This is a genomic window from Microcoleus sp. S1D4, from assembly GCF_036700765.1.
Taxonomy (GTDB): Bacteria; Cyanobacteriota; Cyanobacteriia; order Cyanobacteriales; family Microcoleaceae; genus Microcoleus.
This window is the reverse complement of record NZ_JAUBPP010000020.1, coordinates 85,746-107,403: the sequence shown is the minus strand read 5'-3', so window position 1 is coordinate 107,403 and position 21,658 is coordinate 85,746. Positions and strand designations below refer to the sequence as shown.

At 43.7% G+C, this 21,658-nt stretch carries 21 protein-coding genes; 13 read left to right on the top strand and 8 right to left on the bottom strand.

Annotation, left to right across the window (positions count from 1 at the left end; genetic code table 11):
* Positions 1-67: 67 nt before the first annotated feature.
* From QT998_RS20205 to QT998_RS20195, 3 genes are all read left to right on the top strand, one after another.
* The gene (locus QT998_RS20205; RefSeq protein ID WP_333090230.1) at positions 68-2,605 is read left to right on the top strand and encodes a PAS domain S-box protein; all 2,538 of its coding nucleotides are present in this window, start codon (positions 68-70) and stop codon (positions 2,603-2,605) included.
* A gap of 470 nt (positions 2,606-3,075) precedes the next feature.
* The gene (locus QT998_RS20200) at positions 3,076-3,468 is read left to right on the top strand and encodes a response regulator (protein WP_194070666.1); all 393 of its coding nucleotides are present in this window, start codon (positions 3,076-3,078) and stop codon (positions 3,466-3,468) included.
* Positions 3,469-3,669: 201 nt separating this feature from the next.
* A complete protein-coding gene (locus tag QT998_RS20195) occupies positions 3,670-3,888 on the top strand; it encodes a hypothetical protein (protein ID WP_333090233.1) in 219 nt (72 codons plus the stop codon).
* A gap of 488 nt (positions 3,889-4,376) precedes the next feature.
* Here QT998_RS20195 and QT998_RS20190 read toward each other — a convergent pair whose 3' ends face one another.
* Complete coding sequence (locus QT998_RS20190) at positions 4,377-4,520, bottom strand: chlorophyll a/b-binding protein (RefSeq protein ID WP_194010658.1); 144 nt, start codon at positions 4,518-4,520, stop codon at positions 4,377-4,379.
* A gap of 109 nt (positions 4,521-4,629) precedes the next feature.
* Here QT998_RS20190 and QT998_RS20185 point away from each other — a divergent pair, with 109 nt between their 5' ends.
* From QT998_RS20185 to rnc, 3 genes are all read left to right on the top strand, one after another.
* Positions 4,630-4,827 carry a hypothetical protein gene (locus QT998_RS20185; RefSeq protein WP_333090235.1) on the top strand — a complete coding sequence of 66 codons (198 nt, stop codon included), beginning with the start codon at positions 4,630-4,632 and terminating at the stop codon, positions 4,825-4,827.
* A 431-nt stretch (positions 4,828-5,258) separates the two neighbouring features.
* Entirely contained in the window at positions 5,259-5,819 is a 561-nt protein-coding gene (locus QT998_RS20180; RefSeq protein WP_333090237.1) for an NYN domain-containing protein, read from the top strand.
* 336 nt (positions 5,820-6,155) lie between these two features.
* On the top strand, positions 6,156-6,869 hold the full coding sequence (rnc, locus tag QT998_RS20175; RefSeq protein ID WP_333090239.1) for a ribonuclease III: 714 nt from the start codon (positions 6,156-6,158) through the stop codon (positions 6,867-6,869).
* Positions 6,870-6,993: 124 nt separating this feature from the next.
* Here the strand turns inward: rnc and QT998_RS20170 are convergent, their stop codons facing one another.
* The gene (locus QT998_RS20170) at positions 6,994-7,887 is read right to left on the bottom strand and encodes a polysaccharide deacetylase family protein (protein ID WP_333133217.1); all 894 of its coding nucleotides are present in this window, start codon (positions 7,885-7,887) and stop codon (positions 6,994-6,996) included.
* A 305-nt stretch (positions 7,888-8,192) separates the two neighbouring features.
* On the opposite strand from QT998_RS20170, the gene QT998_RS20165 reads away from it, so the two are divergent.
* Positions 8,193-8,621 carry a DUF1824 family protein gene (locus QT998_RS20165; protein WP_333090242.1) on the top strand — a complete coding sequence of 143 codons (429 nt, stop codon included), beginning with the start codon at positions 8,193-8,195 and terminating at the stop codon, positions 8,619-8,621.
* A 359-nt stretch (positions 8,622-8,980) separates the two neighbouring features.
* On the opposite strand, the gene glgA is transcribed toward QT998_RS20165, so the two are convergent.
* From glgA to hemC, 3 genes are all read right to left on the bottom strand, one after another.
* On the bottom strand, positions 8,981-10,375 hold the full coding sequence (gene glgA / locus QT998_RS20160) for a glycogen synthase GlgA (protein ID WP_333090245.1): 1,395 nt from the start codon (positions 10,373-10,375) through the stop codon (positions 8,981-8,983).
* Positions 10,376-10,969: 594 nt separating this feature from the next.
* Positions 10,970-11,794: a S1C family serine protease gene (locus QT998_RS20155; protein ID WP_333090246.1), complete on the bottom strand. Its 825-nt coding sequence runs from the start codon at positions 11,792-11,794 to the stop codon at positions 10,970-10,972.
* Between the two features lie 351 nt (positions 11,795-12,145).
* Positions 12,146-13,117 (bottom strand): hydroxymethylbilane synthase, encoded by a 972-nt coding sequence (hemC, locus tag QT998_RS20150; protein ID WP_333090248.1) that lies wholly within the window; start codon positions 13,115-13,117, stop codon positions 12,146-12,148.
* Positions 13,118-13,661: 544 nt separating this feature from the next.
* Here hemC and QT998_RS20145 point away from each other — a divergent pair.
* Together QT998_RS20145 and QT998_RS20140 are read left to right on the top strand one after the other, a co-directional pair.
* The gene (locus tag QT998_RS20145; protein WP_333117277.1) at positions 13,662-14,117 is read left to right on the top strand and encodes a Panacea domain-containing protein; all 456 of its coding nucleotides are present in this window, start codon (positions 13,662-13,664) and stop codon (positions 14,115-14,117) included.
* Positions 14,118-14,558: an MAG6450 family protein gene (locus tag QT998_RS20140; protein ID WP_333218128.1), complete on the top strand. Its 441-nt coding sequence runs from the start codon at positions 14,118-14,120 to the stop codon at positions 14,556-14,558. It abuts the gene before it with no gap.
* Between the two features lie 76 nt (positions 14,559-14,634).
* On the opposite strand, the gene QT998_RS20135 is transcribed toward QT998_RS20140, so the two are convergent.
* On the bottom strand, positions 14,635-15,663 hold the full coding sequence (locus tag QT998_RS20135; RefSeq protein WP_333117280.1) for a hypothetical protein: 1,029 nt from the start codon (positions 15,661-15,663) through the stop codon (positions 14,635-14,637).
* Positions 15,664-16,055: 392 nt separating this feature from the next.
* Positions 16,056-16,616: a hypothetical protein gene (locus tag QT998_RS20130; protein WP_333117282.1), complete on the bottom strand. Its 561-nt coding sequence runs from the start codon at positions 16,614-16,616 to the stop codon at positions 16,056-16,058.
* 189 nt (positions 16,617-16,805) lie between these two features.
* Here QT998_RS20130 and QT998_RS20125 point away from each other — a divergent pair, with 189 nt between their 5' ends.
* The 4 genes from QT998_RS20125 (at position 16,806) to QT998_RS20110 (ending at position 19,868) form a co-directional block, all read left to right on the top strand.
* Positions 16,806-17,891, top strand: a complete 1,086-nt coding sequence (locus QT998_RS20125; protein ID WP_333117283.1) for a T4 RnlA family RNA ligase — start codon at positions 16,806-16,808, stop codon at positions 17,889-17,891.
* An 83-nt stretch (positions 17,892-17,974) separates the two neighbouring features.
* The gene (locus QT998_RS20120; protein ID WP_333117284.1) at positions 17,975-18,823 is read left to right on the top strand and encodes a phosphatase domain-containing protein; all 849 of its coding nucleotides are present in this window, start codon (positions 17,975-17,977) and stop codon (positions 18,821-18,823) included.
* Between the two features lie 4 nt (positions 18,824-18,827).
* Positions 18,828-19,205: a hypothetical protein gene (locus QT998_RS20115; RefSeq protein ID WP_333090260.1), complete on the top strand. Its 378-nt coding sequence runs from the start codon at positions 18,828-18,830 to the stop codon at positions 19,203-19,205.
* A gap of 72 nt (positions 19,206-19,277) precedes the next feature.
* Positions 19,278-19,868 (top strand): Uma2 family endonuclease, encoded by a 591-nt coding sequence (locus QT998_RS20110; RefSeq protein WP_333117286.1) that lies wholly within the window; start codon positions 19,278-19,280, stop codon positions 19,866-19,868.
* A gap of 242 nt (positions 19,869-20,110) precedes the next feature.
* Here QT998_RS20110 and QT998_RS20105 read toward each other — a convergent pair whose 3' ends face one another.
* Positions 20,111-21,646, bottom strand: coding sequence for a mercuric reductase (locus QT998_RS20105; protein ID WP_333117287.1), 1,536 nt, complete (start codon positions 21,644-21,646; stop codon positions 20,111-20,113).
* Positions 21,647-21,658: the final 12 nt, after the last annotated feature.

Sequence of the window (21,658 nt, the reverse complement as noted above, 5' to 3'; positions counted from 1 at the left end):
CAAACCAGATAGCAAGTGAATTCAGATGAAATTAAATCATTATTTATGAGGAAATAAATCAAATTCAATGAACCGCATTTTGCTCTTGGTCGATCGCCACCAACAACCTAATTTGCCGATCGCACACCTCAACACTCAACATGAGGTGATCGTACCCGATCGCACTTGCGAACCAAACTTAGAAGTTCACATTCCTAAAATTGCTTTTGACTTGTGCATTCTCGACGAGGCAAATTTCGATCGCCTCTGGCCGCTGATAGAAGCATTAAAAACAGCCGCCGAGCCGATATTTTTACCGTTTTTGCTCCTCGGCACATCCCAAACCCCCGCCCTCACCGAGCCGCATTTTGGGCAGCAAACACAAAAACTCGATCGCCGAATTGACGATTTAATCGCAACTCCCGCAGATGCAGCCCAACTGCAGTTGCGGGTAGAAAATTTGTTGGCCCGCAGGAAGCTGTCGTTAGAAGTTCACAGACTCCAAGAAATAATTAAACAACACACTGTTAGCGAAAGTTTGTTAATTGATTCGCTGCAAACGGCCAACAAAAACCTGCAACAGGAAATCGCTAAGCGGGCCGAGGCGGAAGCTGCACTGCGAGAAAACCTCTATCTCGACTTGCTAATGAATGCCATGCCAGATATTGTCTGCTTCAAAGATGGCCAAAGCAGATGGCAGCAGGCAAATCAAGCAATACTGGAATTGTTCGAGCTATCAGCAGATGAATACCGCGGCCTGACAGATTCTCAGCTAGGAAAACTCAGCCCTTTTTATCTGGAGGCGCTGCAGGCGTGCGAGGTGAGCGATCGAGCCGCGTGGGAAAAAGGTACGCTTTCTAGGGGTGAAGAAGTGATTCCCGGATCGAACGGTACTGTGAAAATCTACGACGTGATTAAAGTACCTCTATTTCACCCTGACGGCAGACGCAAAAGTATCGTGATTTTGGGCCGCGACATCACCGAATACAAGCAAGCTAGAGATGAACTCGTCCGCTTAGCGTCCATTGTCGAGTCCTCTGACGACGGGATAGTCGGCAAAACCCTCGCCGGGACAATTCAAAGCTGGAACGCAGGAGCCCAGAAGATTTACGGCTACTGTGCGGCGGAAGTTAAGGGGAAGTCGATCGAAATTTTAGCAATACCCGAACGCCCCAAGGAAATGCCCCAAATTCTGGAAAATATTCGGGCTGGAACTACTATCGACCATTACGAAACCGTACACTTGCACAAAAACGGCGAACAGATAGATGTGTCCCTGACGATTTCTCCGATTAAAGACGCTAAAGGAATGGTGACGGGGGTTTCGACAATCGCTCGCGACATCAGCGACAGCAAGCGAGTTGAAAAAGCCCTAGAACAACTCCGCCACCAAACAGAAATGATTTTGTTCTCCGCCGGGGAAGGCATTTGCGGGTTGAACAAACAGGGAAAAGTAACTTTTGTCAATCCGGCGGCGGTGAGAATGGCCGGCTGCGGCTCGAAGGAATGGATGGATCGACCGCTCTATGAAACCATAAACCGTTCTCACGAAGAATGCTCGCGGGCGATCGAGCTTTTGTCGCCTGCAACAGTCATCAATTCTGCTTCTGAACTTGTCGCCGACTACGCCGCCACGCCAACGGGAAAACTGCCCTTGCGGGTAAGTTCTCAAATTTTAGACACCTTAGCAGACGGAGAGGTTCGGCGCGTTAATGATGAAGTTTTTTGGCGCGTTGACGGCAGCACTTTTCCGGTGGAGTACGTTGTCGCTCCGATGCGAGAACAAGACCAAATTATTGGAGCCGTGGTGACTTTTAAAGATATCACCGATCGGCTTGCCGTCGAGCGCATGAAAGATGAATTCATCTCCGTTGTCAGCCACGAACTGCGGACACCGATGACTTCGATTCACGGCGCTCTAGGCCTCCTCAACAGTGGCTTGCTTGACGTTCACCCCCACAAAGCCAAGCGGATGCTGGAGATTGCTGTCACTAATACTGACCGCTTGGTGCGCTTGATCAACGACATTCTCGATTTAGAGCGCATGGAGTCGAGTTACAGCACTGCTGTCAAACAAACTTGCAATGTTGCTGAGCTGATGTTGCAGGCGGCTGACGAGATGCAGGGCATGGCGCTACAGGCGGGAGTTATTTTGTCCGTCAGGCCTGTGGAAGCTCTGTTGCGGGCTGTGCCCGATCGGCTAATTCAAGCCTTGACAAATTTGCTCAGCAATGCTATTAAATTTTCTCCGCCCGGGGCTACGGTTTGGCTGAGCGGGGAGTTGATGCACGATCGGGATTTGACAGCGCGATCGGACTTGAAGTCGCTATCGTCTCCTCATGCTGTCGCCACCAATCCGCACTTGTCGTCAGTGAGTTCGTTTATCGTGATTGCTGTCAAAGACCGAGGGCGGGGCATACCGGCAGACAAGCTAGAGATTATCTTTGAACGCTTTCAACAGGTGGATGGTTCTGATTCTCGCCAGAAAGGAGGTACTGGTTTGGGGCTGGCTATTTGTCGCAGTATCGTGCAGCAGCACGGGGGCAGGATTTGGGTAGAGAGTGTTTTGGATGAGGGCAGCACTTTTTTCTTAAGTCTGCCAATTCTCGGAGAAGGGCAAAGTTAAGGGAAGGCAGAAGGTATTCGATTTTAGATTTTAGATACTTCGGCTTGCTTCGGCTACGCCAGCCGACAAGTCGCGAGCGTACAAGTTTTTGATTTTAGATTTACTTGCAGCAGGGTTCGTAGTGTGGACTTTAGTCAGCAGCTTTTTCGGACTAAAGTCCGAACGATCGAACCAATCTTATTGCTGTCAATTGACCGGATACGATATTAAAGCTAAGGCCGGCAAAGTTATATTAAAAAAACCAGGTTTATTTGGTAATTGCAGTGCGTCCAAGATTGTCATTTTTGCGAGGATAGATGCGCCGGAACGGCCTAAAATCGGGATTTGAGGTCAAAAAGCCGATTTTTAGGGGGGAAAGATTTTACTGTTTTAAAAATTTAGTGTAAAGTTCGATCTGGCAAAACACTTTGCTTTACCAAACATTCACATTTCGCCTTTAATCTGAGAATAAGTTCTGATTGTTAAAAAAAATGTTAATTTTGAATGCCAAGCGCATCTTGGTAATTGACGATGCGGAAGATATTCGGGAAGTGGCTCAAGTGAGTCTTGAGGTAGTAGGGGGCTGGGAAGTCCTGACGGCGAGTTCTGGCCGCGAGGGCGTGGCTAAGGCTCTTGCAGAACAGCCTGATGCTATTCTCTTGGACGTGATGATGCCGGATCAAGACGGGCCTACTACTTTTAAACAGTTACAAGCTAATGATGCTACCCGGCACATTCCAGTAATTTTATTGACGGCTAAGGCTCTCGCTAGCGACAGGCGAATGTTCGCAGATTTGGGCGTTGTCAGTGTGATTGCTAAGCCTTTTGAACCGATGGTTTTGGCTGCTATGGTGGCTCAAGCTTTGGGCTGGGAGGAAGCATAGGTCGATCGCCCCTATTGAATTCTGTAGCCTTTAAAACAATTACTGCTGCTGAGCGATCGGATAAATAATAATTAGCAGGAGTATTTTGCTTTTTGTAACAAGTTGCTCATCTTCATAAGTTCTTCAGTTTTTAGTTTTAGTTTTATTACATGGTCGGGGATCGCTCCTGACTGTTGGCAGACACCTTTGGAGAAGACGACTATGCCCTCAGCTTACATTTTACTACTGATAGTTTCTCTGGCAGCCGTCTGGATTTACTGGCAAACCTCTCAAGATATTTTTGTGCTTGTGGCTGTGGCCGGACTAGGTTGTTTTCTTTGGGGTTTTTCTGTTGCGCCTTGGATGGTTCAGCTTCTGATTGTGATGTTACTGCTGAGTCTTCAAAAGTGGTACTTACGAGACACTCAACGTTGTGAGTGAAAAAAAAATTGTTGTGTGTGAAATTAATATCCGCCTGCATTCGTGAATCTCTGCAATGAATTGCCGATCGCTCCACATCTTAAATAAGGTTTAAAATATCATGAATAGTTGCCCTTGTTGTTCTTCTACACTGCTCCGCCACGCTCGCCACAATCGCATTTACTGGTTCTGCTCCCATTGCAGGCAAGAAATGCCGGATCTGTTGGAGATGATTTTAAATAACAGTCTGCGGTCTCGCCAACGGGACGGTTTAGTGAAGCTTCCTGCTTTGACTCCTAAATCGAGGATGTTGGGTTCGGTAGGAATTGCTTAGTGAGGATAAATATTCAGACGAAAAAAAAATGATAGTACCATCGGTTTTAATTTTTAATAAAAAATGCAAAAGCCCCTTCGTTATCAATGAAGGGGACTTATTAGCGGGGGGGCGATCGCACTTGTAAAGGGGGTCGATCGCCACAAATTACAGCTCTTGTATAGAGTTAAGCTGATTACATCAAACCGATTTGAGAGAGAATGCCTTGACCGGTGAGGAGTTCGGTAGCTAAGCCGATCACAAAACCTAGCATTGCCAAACGACCGTTCCAAGTTTCAGCAAACTCTGTGAAGCCTACTTTTGCGTCTTTGTTTTGCACGATCGGATACCTCGTTTAATTTCAACCTTATGTAACTAAACTTAACACAACAGTAGAAACATTGCAACATATTTTTACATTTAGTTTTCAAATGTTGGCGATAAGCGGGATGGGCCCACGGGGAGAGGAGTTTGTGGGCGATCGCCCTTGTCAGGCGAGAAACCGGGTTTCTTGGGATATTTTCGGTGAGTCGTGGCAAAAACTCGTAGAAACCCGGTTTCTGAGGGTGCGTAACTGGCGGTATCAGGTGGGCGAAAATCTTCGTGACATCAGATATAAGGATGTCAAAAAAATTATTTTTAGTTAATACTTGACATCCAATAGTTAAAAGGTTATGTTAAAGGCAGAGCTAAAACTAAATATCGCATTCAAAATTAAGGAATGTTGATTGAGTCGTCTTAGCTACAGGGTTTATAGAACTGGAACAAGTTTCTAGCACCCCGTTGAGCGGAAAGTAAGTCTAATGTCGTGTTAACAAGTTGATACAAGCTTGAGAAAACCGAAACATTATAGAGTTATATTTCCCTTCAACGGGCTGCTACTAAGCTCCTTCCAGTTCTATAAATCCTGTAGCTAAGACGCTAATCAAATCCCAACAAAATTACAGTGTTTTGTGGTAACAGATTGTCCTGTGCTGAGATGTTCATTTTTGAGCAAATCCACAGGCAACGTTCCATTAATCCTAGATGCGTGATATGTCGAGGCTGTCCAGTCAACCTAATTTTAGGAAATAATACAATGGCGGACAATCATCGAACCACAGGCCAACAAAAAAGCCAGTCTCAACCAGTTGCTATGTTTTGGGATGGTCAGAACGTCCACTTAAAGCAAAAGGAAGCTGAATTATTGGTCGATTTTGCCAAATCAAAAGGGCGTTTAGATTGCCAAAATTTTTACTATAACTCGCAGTACGAAAATCAAGTTAACGACAAAAATCGGGCCGAAAAGCTTGGTTTTAAAGGCATTGATGTTCCCGATGGTAAAAATAGTGCAGATAAACAATTGGTGTTTGACTGTATTAAACGAGTTGCAATTAAGCCTTCTCCTGACATAGTTATCTTAGTCTCAGGAGATCGGGACTTTGCAGGTTTAATCGCCGTTTTGATGGCTTTGGGTAAAACAGTCATCGTTTTTGCACGCCGCGAAAGTAAAACAGTCATCGTTTTTGCACGGCGCAAAAGTGCAAGGAAAAAACTGATTAAGCTCGTTGGTGAGGATAACTTTCATTATGTAGACGAATTGTCTAGTTTGTGTGCAGGATGGAAACCCAACTTAAAAATCAAAAACAGTTATCAATAGAAACCAACCGATTATCTGCATAAAGCAGCACAGTCCGCCAGGGAATTAATTCCCTGGCTAATAGCGAAAGTCGGTTTAAACCGACTAAAAACAGTGTAAAAAAATATAATCTTCAGTCCTCTTTAGAGGACTTCAGCTATTAGCCGGGGGTTTAAACCCCTGGCGGACTAACGGCAAAAACGCGAAATATCTGTTAAAATCAACCTCGTCGCAGATAGCAAAAATCCAGTTTATTTGATAAACTAGATTTTCCAAGCAAACCGCTATCTGCGGCTCTTTCATGTCCGCAACATAACAACACGAAACTCCAAAATCAATCACATTTATCAAACTCCCATGCTACTAACTAACACAACACAAGAAATCGAAATAACCATTCCCCAATTCCAGAATGAAAAACTCTTGCGCCAAGCCCTAACCCACCGTTCCTACGTCAACGAAAACCCCACATTTCGCGAAGAAGACAACGAACGCTTAGAATTTCTCGGCGATGCTTTGCTGACATTTCTCAGCGGCGAATATCTCTATCAGCGTCACCCAGAAATGGGAGAAGATCAAATGACTCGCCGCCGTTCTGCATTGGTAGATGAAAAACAATTAGCCAGATTTGCTACTGAAATCAATTTAGACTTAAAAATGCGGCTCGGAAAAGGAGCTTATCGAGAAGGCGGGATTACCAATCCAAATTTGCTCAGCAGCACCTTGGAAGCATTCATTGGTGCGTACTATCTCGATACGCAAGACATGGACAAAGTTCGCAACTTTGTGTGGCAAATGTTTGATTCTGTGCCCGAAAATGTTGTGGAAACGCGATCGACTGTAGACTCGAAAAACCGATTTCAGGAGTGGGTACAAGCCAACGGTGAAGCGACTCCGCCCAAATATGCGACAGTCCAAGAAGGAGGTACACCCCACCAGCCCAAATTTCTCGCTAAGGTTTATGTTGCAGAGAAATGCTATGGAGAAGGGAAAGGCAAAAGCAAGAAAGATGCTGAGAAAAATGCGGCAGAAGATGCGCTAGCAAAGCTCAAAAAACGCGGACTGATCTAAACGTGCAAATATCAGTAACAACTACTAGCTTTTTTGCACGATGACACAATGGGGCGCGCTTCCCCAACCTGCGGATAAACGAGCAAAATTAAGCAAATAAACAACAACAAAATGCTACCTAAAGCTACTCTTTCTTTCGGAGAGTAGAAGCTTTTTTAGCAATCTGAATTAAACCTTGCTGCGACATATATTTATCCACAGTGATGCGAGAAATACGGTAGTTATTTTTGAGTCTGTTTGCTCTGAAGAAATTGTCATTGTACAAAAAACCAGTTAAATGATATTTAGGCAAAATCTTTTCCACTTGTCTGTTGGATGCGCCGTAGGGATAAGCTATGTGAGCGCCAATAATCTTATTTTTGTCCAAATCTCCCATACATTTTATCAATTCAGACTTAGATTGGGCAATTTCAAATTCTAATTCTTTTCCGCTAATTTGAGTGAAGTTTTTGTGAGCAAAACCGTGAGATTGAACGTCATAAAAACCTTGTTTATATCCGTCTCTTAAATCATTGCAACTAGCGTGGGCTATGAATTTCTTACCCATATCCACACCTAAGAACTGAGGATTGACAAATAACACAAATTTGCCTTTTTTCTTATGGATTGCTGAAAGTTTTTCTAAGACGGGAAGTGCATTTACATGAACGCCTTTATACCCGTCATCAAAGGATATCATAATCGGTTTTTGACCCAATCTTTGAGCTGGTATTGGCTGGGACTTTTTGATAAAGTATACGTACAGGTCTTGAGATGATAATAACCAATAGTTTTCTTTCATTATATATTCTAAAAATACTGAAAAATCTTGTTTGGTGTAGTCTATGGAAAAAGCAAGGCGCTTTGGTGGCAATTGGGCGGGATTGCGAGTGTCTACAATGTCGTGAAAGCCGATTAAAGGGATTTTGATGAAATTAGATTCTACTGTCCAGCCAGAAATACCTATACAGATGCCAAATATTAGGAATAAGTAGAGGGGTTTGGCTTTCTTTAGCAACCTAACAATAAAATTCCTCACAAGTTTTAGGTCTTTCGATAATTGCTGGAACTTCATAATTTATTTACTAATTTGTGTGCTTTTTGTGTATACTTTTAACAGAGGAAAATTTAGCTAAGTTGACATTTTTGTGATATTTTTGGGGAATCTAGGTAGATTGTGCGAGGCAGTAGGCCGATCGCCCAAAATGATTTCCCGATCCACAATTAGGCTATAATCGGGGCTGGCGCGAGTGTTACCGCCGTCGATCGAGGGTTGCAATGGCAGAAATCCGTTGACGAGTGCCCGAGTGTCGATCGTACTTTTGGTAAATATCAGAGCAATTCATGTCTACTCAAAACCCGACTACCCTGACTGTTGAAGCAGCACAGCAAATCCTCAAAGATTTTACTTGTCTGGATATGCAATCTGTAGCGTCGCCGCTGGAAAAACAGGCGTTGCGTCAAGCGATTTTGCTAGTAGCAAGTTTGTCGGATTATCAAATGCTGGGAGTTTGCGCTGCTTCGACGGATGAGGGTTTTTTAGCTTTAGAAGCTTATTTGAAAGCTTTCGGATATCAAGCTGTTTTAGATCCAAATACTGGTTCGACCTTTACCGGTTCGGTTTATATTAAGTTCAATACTTTGAAGGGTTCCTATTATGTTGATGGTTATCCGGGAACTTACCGAGGAGTTTTAGTGTCGTGTCAATTTTCCTCTGAAGATGGAGTTAGCGGGACTTACGGCCATTTACCTCTCGATTTATTTGTTGATTAATTTGTCAGGAGTCAGCAGTCATTAGTCAGTAGTCAGTAGTCAGTAGTCAGTCGATCAATTAAATTGAATAAAAAACCGACTGCGGACTAAGCTTTCGGGTGCGTCAGCCGATCGCCCCTCGATTCAGTCGAATCAAACACCGACTGACGCACCTTACTAAGATTCAATACGGTTCAGTTCAGCTCGATCCCCCCTTAGCTTGCCCCCTACTCCCCCTTAAAAAGGGGGGGACAAGAACTTACTGAAAGTCCCCCTTCTTAAGGGGGATGCGAGGGGGATCTCCGAGGAATAAATAGTTTTAACTGAACCTTATTGTACTAAGATTAACCCTTACCAACGATTAATTCTGGCTCTTCTGGTTAGGGTGCATTTTCTTCGGGCGATATCCCCAAAATGTCGCTGTACAAATTGACATATTTCTTGGCAGAAATATCCCACCCAAAATCTTCTCTCATGCCGCGCTGTTGCAGTTCTTTCCACTTATCTTTGTAGCGGAAACTTTCCCATGTTCGGATCATGCAGGTGAACAAGTCGAGGGGCTCGTAGCGATCGAAGCAGTAACCTGTACCAGTATTGTCGATCGGGTTATTGTGGGAAACGGTATCGACTAAACCGCCGGTGCGGCGCACCATTGGCACGCAGCCGTAGCGGAGGGCGAGCATTTGGCTGATGCCGCAGGGCTCGAAACGGCTGGGCATCAGGAAGGTGTCGCAGCCTGCGTAAACGCGACGGGAGAGGGCTTCGTTGTAGAGCAATTGGGTGGACATCCGACCGGGATAGCGGGCTGTCATTTGCCAGAGTTGGGTTTCGTAGTAGCGATCGCCCGTTCCGAGTACAATAAACTGAGCGTCGGTATAGGCCATAAACAGATCGAGCATTTGAATGATCAAATCCAATCCTTTCTGTTCTACCAGCCGCGTCACCATGCCGATTAAAAAGGCACCTTTATTCACTTCCAAACCGACTTCTTCTTGCAGGGCAATTTTGTTAGCTGGGCGCTTTTCTAGCGTATCAACACTGAATTGTTGGTGGAGGTACTTGTCAGTTGCTGGGTTGTAAGATTCTGTATCAATTCCGTTCAAAATTCCCGAAACTTTGCCGCCGATGTAAGACAGCAAACCTTCCAAAGTTTCGCCGTAAGCTGGGGTTTTGATTTGCTCGGCGTAGGTTGGCGAAACTGTATTTACGCGATCGGCAAACTGTACTGCAGCAGCCATTGTATTGTGGCCTTGCATATACCAAGGACACCAAGTCATCTGTTCCAAACGCCAGCGCCACGGCCCTTGATAAGCTAAATTGTGAATAGTAAAAACCGTGCTGATATCGGGGTCAGGCTTCATCCAAACAGGTATCATCCCCGTGTGCCAGTCGTGACAGTGGATAATCTGGGGTTTCCAGTAATTCCAGGCAAATTCAGCGGCAGCATTAGCAAAAAAAGTGAACCTCCAATCTTCATCTAAACCGCCGTAAACGCGGCGCGGCAAGAAAGATGGATGTTGCAATAAGTATAAAGGTACATCGGTTCCCGCCAAAACACTTTCAAAGACTGAGAAATTTTGGAACATCGCCGCCCCATTCCAAACAGGTTTTTTGGGAACGTCCATTTTGTCGGGAACGAAGCCGTAGTAGGGCATGAAGATGCGGACATCGTGTCCCATGCGCCGCAAAAACTTAGGCAAAGCGCCGACGACATCGCCCATGCCACCAACTTTGGCCAGGGGTGCTGCTTCGGCAGATACAAATAAAATTCGCATTATTTTTGTGTGTTCCTTGGGATAGTTAGTCTAGATTAAGTTTAAATGGCGAGGGACACAATGTTAACGCGCTGTCCAAAAACAAGTATAAATCTCTATTGTCGGTGGTTAAGCAAAAAATGTTAGCGATCCCTTTAAACAGTTAGTCGAGGCTGTGAAGGAAATATCAAATCTCAAGTTTCAAATCTCCAGTCTGCAATCGACTTTCAAGGTAGGAAGTATGGAGTTTCTGCCATATCGGATGCCGGCAGATAGTTGGGATACAAACACTGCCAATTGCCAGTAGCGATCGCACCTATTGCACCTGACTATCTATGTCGCTGGGGCGATCGTGTAAATTATTGTTACAAAAATTCGCACTGTGCGTAAAAATAAAAGGCTTTTTCCTAAATACCTACATCTCCTGAAATTTGGGGATAAAAAAGCTATGGGGTTTTTATCAAATAACCCCGAACAATCATCCTCACCTCAGCGTTAAATTCAATTAATTGTTAATTTATGGGTGGGGGCGGGTTTTGATCATTTGTCGTTTGGTGTCAAATATCTGCGTAAACCCGCCCCTACAAATCTGGAAAATCTATCAACAATTCCCGACTAATTTTGAGAATCTTCCTCAAAACTTTCCTCAAATCCAGCTAAAAAGTCATCCAAAGCGACCGAAGCGATCGCCAAATTAATACTATCAGCATCCTCCAATCCCCACACATTCACCCCAACCACTTGACCTGCCATATTAATCAGCGGCCCGCCGGAATTTCCCGGATTAATCGCCGCATCAGTTTGCAACACCTTCACCTCAGCAACCCGATCTTCTTCCTCCCCTTCCTCAGACTCGTCAGGTTCGCGAATTGCACTAATAATACCTTGAGTTAAAGTTGCAGCAAACTGTCCCAAAGGATTACCCACCGCAATTACCGGATCGCCCACTTTTACATCAAAAGATAACTCTAAAGGAGGATGCTCTTGGGGAGATTCCACTTGTTCCCCTGTTTCCGGATCGAAGGTAAAATCGCTAATCAAGAGTAATGCTAAATCTTCTTCGGCATTACCAGTAAACACCACCTCCGCCAATCTCAACTTTCCATCATTAGTTTCCACTAAAACCTGTTCGATTTCATCTTCTTCATAGAAGTAATCTTCATCCGCAATATCTTCGATTACATGATAGTTAGTGACGATTATATCCGGCGATACAAAAAAGCCGCTTCCCGAAGAAATTTCTTGTTTTGTATCCCAATCCATCACGTAAACTGAAACTATCGACGGCAAGATTTGTTCGACGACATCCGAGAAACTTCCTGCTTGAGTTTTGAACTCTTTCAATTGCTGCTGCAAAGCTTTTTGGTCAGCCTGCATTTTGCGATAAAGTTCCTGAACTTTTTTCACTTCCAGCTTTAATTGAGTTGCTCTAGCGCTCATGTTTTTGCCTTTCCCTAAAATAGATTGCTGATTTATTTTGGATGTTTGATTGTAGATTTTGGATTGGTATGTTGACAAGAATCAGACTAAGACCCAAGAAACCCGGTTTTTCCTAAAAATCCTAGGCTTTGCACCCCGGCATTCATCCATAAACCTGGTTTCTTAACAGCAGCCCTCAATTAGTCAGATATTTGTGAAATCATCCACAATTTTCTCTAAAATTCCCATCCAACACCTAGAAAAATACTGCTAATTTACTCGTTTTTGTCAAAGCGAACCGCCAGTTATTTTTTTTCAATAAAAGGCGATATTTCGCGTTTAAGCGCCTTGACAAATAAATGCTGACTTGGTTTAGGAACCGCGTTGAACTTCGATAAAAATTTCCTCCAAAATTTCGCTGGCTCCCTGTTCGCGCAGGCGGTGAGCGAGATCAATTCCCAGCATTTCAGCAGTCTCGGCAGCGCCGGAAACAGTATCTTTGACGAAGCGCTGGCCGTCGAGACTCGATACCATTCCGGTTAAGGTTAATTGACCGTTTTCTATTTTGGTATTGACGCCGATTGGTACTTGACAGCCGCCTTCTAATTCCCGCAGAAATGCGCGTTCGGCATAACATCTTTGGGCGGTTTCCGTATGTTCGAGAGCTTTGATCACTGCCATGATTTCTGTATCTCCAGCGCGGCATTCGATGCCCAAGGCACCTTGGCCGACGGCGTGAAGGGAGATTTCAGCAGGGATAATTTGATGGATGCGATCGCCCATTCCCAATCTTTCCAATCCTGCAACTGCTAGAATAATGGCGTCGTAACCGCCATCATCTAATTTTGCGAGTCGAGTATTGAGATTGCCGCGAATATCTTTAAATTCAAAATGAGGGAAATGGTGCCGCAGTTGAGCCAGCCGCCGCAGCGAAGAAGTGCCGATTACGGAACCTGCGGGGAGGGTGTCTAGTTGCTTGTCTTTGTGCTTGGAGTTAACTACCAAGGCGTCAGCGGGATTTTCCCGTTCGGTGACGCATCCTAAAATTAAACCTTCGGGCAAATTGGTAGGTAAATCTTTGAGGGAATGAACGGCAAAGTCCGTTTCATTGTTGAGCATTCCCGTTTCTAATTCTTTGGTGAAAAGTCCTTTGTCGCCGATTTTAGCGAGGGCGACATCAAGAATTATGTCCCCTTGAGTGGACATGGTGTGGACTTCAAAAGTGTGTTCCGGGAAGTGTTTCTGTAGCTCTGCTTGCACCCAGTGGGTTTGCACTAGAGCGAGTTGGCTTTTGCGGGAACCGATGCGGACGGTTCGGGAGGGGGCAGATGTGGTTGGGGACATAAGATCGATCGCAGGATAGCTTGAAATGAGCCAGTATATTCACCTGATCTAGCGTACCGCAGGTGGGGACTTTAATTGCTGGTTGGGATAATTCGCGTGATAAAATAGAAGTACCAGATTTTGAGCGCCTGTTTGAAAAAAGGATGCAACGGTAGGCAAGCTCCAAACCTTTACATAATAAGCCATTGCCAATCTAAAACCTAAAATCTAAAATCTAAAATTTTATGACCGCCAGTAGCAGTGAGCCTTGATGATGTTTCCCATCCAGCATTGGGCGTCGCTTGCACTCTCTTGCGATCGACATTCCGAAGCAAAGGCTGCTGGCGATGTAAGATTTACCTTGGGTCGAGCCGGATTAACCTGGTTGGTATGAGGAGTTAGCTCAGCAGCAGCGAGAAAGAATTAGCTCAAAGGTTGCGAGATTTGGAGAGAAAAATGTAGTGGGGAGGGAAAAAGAGCGATCGTAATTGCGATCGTACTTCTAAAGCCACCAAATAGCTTAGCATCAAAAGTGAATTTGTCAAATTACTAAAATCCTAAAACTATGAAAAGTGCTCTTGACGTAGCTCGTTACTTTTTATGCCGTGTCGATCGAGAAGCAGGCGATACCATTTCTCCTCTGAAACTGCAAAAGCTCGTGTATTATGCACAAGCTTGGAGTTTAGTCTTTAGAAGCCAGCCGCTATTTGATGGAGATATTGAAGCTTGGGTTTCCGGCCCAGTTGTCCGCGATGTTTGGAATGAATACAAAGCTTACAAATACAAGGATATTCCCACTCCCGATAATTTTGAAAAAGAATTTGAGGAAGATGAACTCGAAGTCCTCGAAGAAGTTTGGAATGCTTATGGAGAATTAAGTGCTAAATATTTGGTCGAGTTAACGCACTCAGAGATGCCTTGGTTAAACGCCCGCAAGGGATTAGAACCTGCTGAAAAATCAACTAAAATCATCTCCCACGAGGATATGAAATCCTACTATGCACCTTTTGTGGAGGCGTAAGTGGGGAAAAAAAGTCCAATACTAAAGCCATCTCAAAAAAAGCAACCAAGTAGAATTCCAGAGCAAGCAACTCAGTTAAATCGACCAAGCACTGCAGATGATGAGCATCCTAGCTTCAGATTTACCTATGCAGATAAAAATCGTTGGGTTTTGTCTGACTGGACATCATCAGAAATCAATGACCTAATTGAAGGACTAAAGAAAATTGAGAAATATACTTGGGCCCAAATCCGATGTCACGGATCAAAAAAACGAGGTGAATCAGTGGGAACGGGTTATAAGTTGATTGACAAGCATCCGACTTTTCCTGACAATATTCCTGAAGATGCGAGGTTATCAGAAATGCGAATTGATGAGAAAAAACGGATATTTGGGTTTCGCGTTCAGTCTGTTTACTACATCATTTGGTTTGACCGCAATCATTCAGTTTGTCCCGAATAAAGTTTATGAGTAATGAAAATATCGATTCCCTAGGATGCGGAAACGCGCGCGTACCTTTTCCATTTACCCGCAAAATTTAACGTGACCCAGCTTGAAGTGCAGAATTTGCTATCCGAACAACTTCTGACTGCCTTCCATTTTTGAGACTTACTCGGTAAAGTACACCCAGCCTTTGCCACTCCACATAAGAAATGCAGTAATTACCACAAGTCTGGAAATAAATTCCCCTCATTCCGCCTGCTAATTCAATGCTTCTATAAGTATCCCTAGGCAATTGCGATGGAGGCGAAAACGGTTCATTTTTTTTAGCTGTGATTGTGCCAAAAGCACAAGCTCCGCCGCGGCAGTCTTTGCCTAAATACATTTCAACAATGTAACCGTGGGAGCCAGCTTGCACGTCAAAATCAAGTTGCTGAGTGTCAGATAAAGGAAGTAGGCTCGGTAGAAAAACAGGTACTCGTGTTTTGCCTTTGATTTGCTGAGAAATGTTACTTACTGGAAAACGAGTATTAGCTTGATTTGTACCTGAATTGTTGGGAATTGGGGGAAATTTTTGGACAAAGTTTCTCCATTGTACAACTCTAGTTTTCTCAACGTTCAGAGTAGGAATAGAATATTTTTCTACAGCAACAGATGGCTGGCCGCCTGGAAGGTCGAAATTGCGGCGAATTACTGTAATTTCTGGTTTCCCTAACCCGTAAGTTGTGGCTGTGGTACGGGCGAGATTGCAGCTAATTTTGAAGTTTCCCATGTCAATGTTGCCATTGGCGGCTCCGTAAGACCAATTGTAACCGGCCCAAGTGCGATCGCGATCGCACAAAAAACGCGAAATCTCAAACATCTTGGCAATATGAACATCGTACAAGCGCAACTTGGAGCTGCCGGCAGATTGTGTAGTATTGCGATCGGGCACAATAAATTGTGCGGATTGCCAGCCATCTTGAGAAGTATAATTAAACCAGCGAATTTCTGTTATTTGCGTTTCTGTTCTTGCTAGGGCTGAGTATGGTATCAAAACTGCGTTAGCGAAGCCATCGAAGAGGATCGTCAAAGCAGTAACCACACCAACAACAATCGCCCCAAATAGCCATCTTCCCCTCATCATAATTTCCCTCCAAGTAGATAAGTATAACAAACCATATTACATTCGGCTGCGGCTTGCTGTCGGTTAACATTTATAGCCTTTCTCAAACAGGTGAGAAGTCAATCGATTTTAAATTTAAGATACTTCGATTTCGCCCTACAAGTTTTAGATTAATGGATTGAGAAATTGAAGGATTGACTGCTCATATCCTGTCCGGTAGATTACCACCATAAAAAAGGTTCGTAGCGCAAACTAAAGTCCGCATAATGAACAAAATTTTATCGTCGTCAATCGAACTGACTTGATATCAATACCTCATTTTTCACTCTAACTGCCATATCATACAATAACAGTAAGATACGCCCAAACGACGCACCCTACATAATTATTTTCTGTATCCAACACTGCAAAACTTAACTTTTTCTCGCTAAAATAGCAGAATTAGCTGTTAAAATTAAATCCGATTGTCCTCCGTTTTTAATTGATATGGTATACATAAACCCCTGTTTTTTCCACTGAATAGATGCCGTGCAGTAAGCACCGCAACCGCTGTGAAAAACTCCTTTCATTCCGCCGGCAAGTTGAACATTTTTTAAACTCTCAGTTACACCTTCTAGTTTCGTAGAAAATTTACCGCCTTTTTGAACTCGAATTTCCCCAAAATTGCAAGCTCCCGCACCCCGGCAATTTGCTGTATAATCTATTGAAATAGCATAGCTATTCGGTTGCGCTTGGCTGTAATAGTAAAGCTTCCGCGAAACAATAAGCCGAGTGGGAATAAAAATCGGCAGTTGTGTTTTGCCTTTTAATTTTGCCAAGATTTGACTTACCGGGACAGCAGTACCCGCTACAGCCACAGATTGGGTTTCCGGCAACCGCTGCGACAATTCGCCCGCACCCAACACTCGCGATACAGGTACTAAAGCAGTCAACACGCACGCAGCAGTCGCCAAAAGTAATAATTTATTGTTCACTGTTTTTGTCCTAGATGTTGAAACATTCCCTTTTTGTCCCCAACTGAATTCACCTATTTACAACGATACTCCACAATACAAAAATCATCAGATGGATCCCAGAAAAAATAGTTTAATTTTTGTTTACAAATTCGCCAAAATATACAGTTGTCGATAAAATAGAGCAAGCGACAAACTTAGGAGTCGAACGTGGAACTGCAAGAGTATTTACGCCAGCACGGATTAGAAACTTTGTGCGAAACTTATCATATCAAAGTGACCCGCCACCGCCAATATCCCGATTTAGTCTGTCTGAAATACTCGCAGATAGAATCCCCCCTGGGCGAAAAAATAGTCCAACAGTGCCGGGGCATTATTTTAGATTCATCTCAAGATTGGGAAATAGTTTCTTATCCCTACGACAAATTTTTTAATTACGGGGAAGGCCACGCCGCAGCAATCGATTGGAGTAGCGCCAAAGTTTACGAAAAATTAGACGGTTCTCTGATTGTAATGTATTTCTATCAGGAAGAATGGAGAGTGCAATCTAGCGGTACTCCCGACGCAGCCGGCGAAGTTAACGGTTTTGGATTTAGCTTTGCCGAACTTTTTTGGAAAGTCTGGAAAGAATTGGGATATGAATTACCGGAAGCAAGGGATGAGTGTTTTATCTTTGAGTTGATGACACCTTATAATAGAATAGTAGTTCAGCAAAAATACAATGATATCGTGCTGCATGGGGTTCGCAATACTGAAACGTTGCGAGAAACAGATCCCCTTTTTTGGGCAAACAGATATGCCTGGAAAGTAGTCAAATCCTATCCTTTGACTAGCTGGAAAGAAGTTATCGAAGCATCTCAACATTTAGATCCGATGGATTCGGAAGGGTATATTATTTGTGATGCTAACTTCAACCGAGTTAAGGTTAAGTCTCCGCAATATGTCGCGATTTCCCATCTCCGCGAAGGATTTTCGACCCGCAGGATGATCGAAATTGTTTTGATGAATGAAGGAGAAGAGTTTTTAGCTTATTTTCCCGAGTGGATTGATTTGTATCAAAAAGTTAAGAGTAAATATGAATTGTTAGTTCAAGAAATCGAGGAAGTTTACCGACAGCAGGAACAGATTGAAGTGCAGAAAGATTTTGCTTTTGCTGTGAAACATTTGCCGTATTCGGGGATTTTGTTTTCTTTGCGAAACCGCAGAGTTACGGGAGTTAAAGAAGCTCTCCGCGATGTTACAATTCATAAGATAGAGGAGTTATTGGGTTTGGATTACATCCATCTAGGTTTGTGAAGAAGATGTCAGTAGTCAGTTGCCAGTTGTCAGTTGTTAACAGTCATTCCTAACAAATTACCAATTACCCATTCCGCATTACCATGAAAAGAGTTGTTGTACTTGTCGGTTTGCCTGCTTCGGGAAAATCTCAATTTGCGCGAGAATTGCTGCTGTCTGAACCTGCAAGATGGGTGCGGACGAATAAAGATTTGTTGAGAGAAATGGCTCATGCTTCCCATTGGTCGCCTGCTAATGAAAAATTTATTGTGCAGTTGAGAGATACGGTTATTTTGATGGCTTTGGAAAGCGGCAAGCACGTCATTGTTGATGATACTAATTTTGGGCCTCACATCGAGCAGATCAAGGAGTTGGTTAAGGGTAAAGCTATCGTTGAAGTTAATGATTCTTTCCTGCAAGTTCCGGTGGAGGAATGTATTAAACGGGATTTGAAAAGACTTAATTCGGTGGGGAAAGATGTGATTTTGAAGATGTACAATAAGTATGTGCGGGTTCCCGTTGCGCCGCCGGAATATAACCCGGATTTGCCGGATGCAATTATTGTGGATATGGACGGTACGCTCGCACTTCTCAATGGTAGAAATCCTTTTGATGCTTCAAAGTGCGATCGCGATTTACCGAATCAGCCAGTTTTAGATACCGTCCGCAAGTGGCAAACCAGCGCTAATATTATTGTAGTGTCGGGAAGAACCGATGACTGTCAGCCTCAAACTGAACAATGGTTGCAGCAGTATGAGGTGAATTATCACAGTCTTTATATGCGGAAAACTGGGGATATGAGGAAAGATGCGATTATGAAGGAGGAAATCTATCAGCAGCATATTGCAGGGCAATATAATGTTAAGTTTGTGCTGGACGATCGCCAGCAAGTTGTTGATATGTGGCGATCGTTGGGATTGACTGTTTTTCAAGTAGATGAAGGGGATTTTTAAAATTATGAAAACTGAATTTTTTGCCCCTTGCTTTGATGCTATTGAAGCCAATTTGTATGTGGGTTTTTCTGAAGCGGAAGGGGGCGAACATTATTTCCTCCTGACACGAGACGAAGAGTCTGAAGAAGAGACTGTTCCTAACAGAAAAAACATCTATGCAGAATTGGACGAGGAATACTGGACAGAAGATGCAGGCATCGATTTTGTTACTCTTAGTCGCGATCGATTTACTGTTCGTTTCGGTTCCGATACTATAGCTCTTCTAGAATGCGATGAGGTCGCAATTACTTTCTCTTTAGAAGATGCTGATTTTGAAAGATTAAGGCACGTATTACAGAAGATAATGCGGGGGTATGAAAATAGATTGAATTTAATTGATTAGTCAATTGAGTGCCGGTGAGGCAGCAGCTAGCTCTAATGCTATAATCAAACTAAGATTGAAAAAAATTTTGTTATGATAGCCATTCCCCAAGCACCCAAAAAAATGACCGTTGAGGAATACCTCGAATGGGAAGCTCAACAAGAGATTCGCCACGAATATGTCAACGGCGAAGTTTTTGCCATGACAGGCAGTACAATTCCCCATAACGATATTGCACTTAACTTTTACACTTCATTGCGCCCGCATCTGCGTTCCAGAGGCTGTCGGATGAACGTGTCAGATGTGAAATTGCAAGTCAGTTTTCAAAGCCGTTACTACTACCCTGATGTGATAGTCAGTTGCGATCCAGAAGACTTGAATTCCCGCACATTCATTCAGAATCCTAAAATCATTGTGGAAGTTCTTTCACCCAGTACAAGTGCTAAAGATCGGGATGAAAAATTCACTTGTTACCTGAAAATTCTGACTTTGCAAGAGTATATCTTGATTGATTCACAAAAGATTTTTGTTGAGCGTTACTGTCGGGGAGAGGGGAGAATGTGGCTGTACTATTCTTACACTGCTGGGGAGATTATCACTTTATCAAGCATTGAGTTTGATTTGCCGATCGCACTTTTGTATGAAGGTGTTGGATTTGAAACAGAAACAGAAACAGAATCATAAAAATACACATTTTATGGCAACTAGATCGCGAACAGGCAAGATGCCTGTTCCACAGAGAGTGAATTTTATTTTGTGGTGGGCTTCGACGCCGCCCATAAAAGCCGATAATGAACAGGAAAGGATCGCAAATTAAATAATTTACACAAGTTTGTGGGACGGGCGGGACACCCATCCCACAAGAAATATCAAATTATAAGTTATTTAATTCTCATTCCTAAGATGCCTGTTCCACAATTATTTATCTATCGCGTCCAAGCCAGCCAGCGGTTAAACAAATTTTTCACAAACGGCGTCAAACGAGTACGATTGTAAGCATCTCCGGCTTTGCGAATAGCCTCAGCTTGTGTCGGATACGGATGAATTACGCTAGCAATTTTCCCTAAACCAATATTGTTAACCATTGCTAAAGTAATTTCGCTAATCATATCCCCGGCGTGTCGCGCTACAATAGTTGCACCTAATATTTTGTCGCTGCCTTTCTTGACGTTTATTTTCACAAAACCTTCCTCTTCACCGTCAATAATTGCCCGATCGACTTTATCGAAAGGAATCAAAAATGTATCGACATCAATTCCTTGGGCTTGAATTTCGCGATCGCCCATTCCGACGCGCGCAATTTCTGGATCTGTATAAGTACACCAAGGTATCGTCAAAGCACTGAGTTTTTTGCGCCCGAAAAATAGAGTGTTTTGAATCACCATTCTCGCGGCAAAATCAGCAGCGTGAGTAAATTTATGCTTCATGCAAATGTCCCCAGCGGCATAAATGCGGGGATTCGTAGTTTGCAAGTTGTCGTTGACAAATACGCCTTTTTGTGTATCGTATTCTACGCTGACAGATTCCAGATTCAATCCTTCCACGTTGGGCGATCGCCCCACACTCACAATAATTTCATCTACTATTACCGATGCTTCCTGGTTGTGCGATTGATAATAAATTACTTTGCCTAAATTTGTTTGCTCAACGCGAGATATTTGGGATTCAAGTATTAGTTGAATTCCTTCCCGCAGAAAAACCTGCTGCACAATTGTCGCAGCATCCGCATCTTCCTTGTCCAAAATATGAGCATTTTTGTGCAGCAATACGACTTCCGAACCCAGCCTGCGAAAAGCTTGAGCCAATTCACAGCCGATCGCCCCAGCGCCAATTACGGCCAAACGCTGAGGCCTTTCTGTGAGGTTAAATACAGTTTCATTTGTCAGATATCCAGCTTCCTGTAAGCCGGGAATTCGGGGTTGTCGCGCCCTTGCACCTGTGGCAATTACTGCTTTTTTAAACCGCAGAGTTTGACCAGCAACTTCAATGGTAGAATTGCTAGTGAAACTACCGGAACCTAAGAAAACATCGACTCCTAATTTGTGCTGGTAGCGTTCAACAGAATCAACATCGCTGATTCCCGATCTGATCCGGCGCATCCGTTCCATGACTGCGGGAAAATCCACTTCTGGATTGTTAGAAAGATGAACGCCAAATTTATGAGCATTCCAGATATCGCCGACTGTGCGGGAAGATCGAATTAAACTTTTTGAAGGTACGCAACCGACATTCAAACAATCGCCGCCCATCAAATGTTTTTCTATCAAAGCAACTTTGGCACCCAAACCAGCCGCCCCCGCAGCCACAATCAATCCGGCGGGCCCCGCGCCAATTACTACTAAATTGTAACTGCTAGCTGGCTGGGGATTCACCCAATCTGACGGATGCAAATAGGAGACTAATTTTTGGTTGTATTCGTCCATCGGGGGGACGGTTACGCGATCGACTTTTGACTGCGACACGAGCAAATTCTC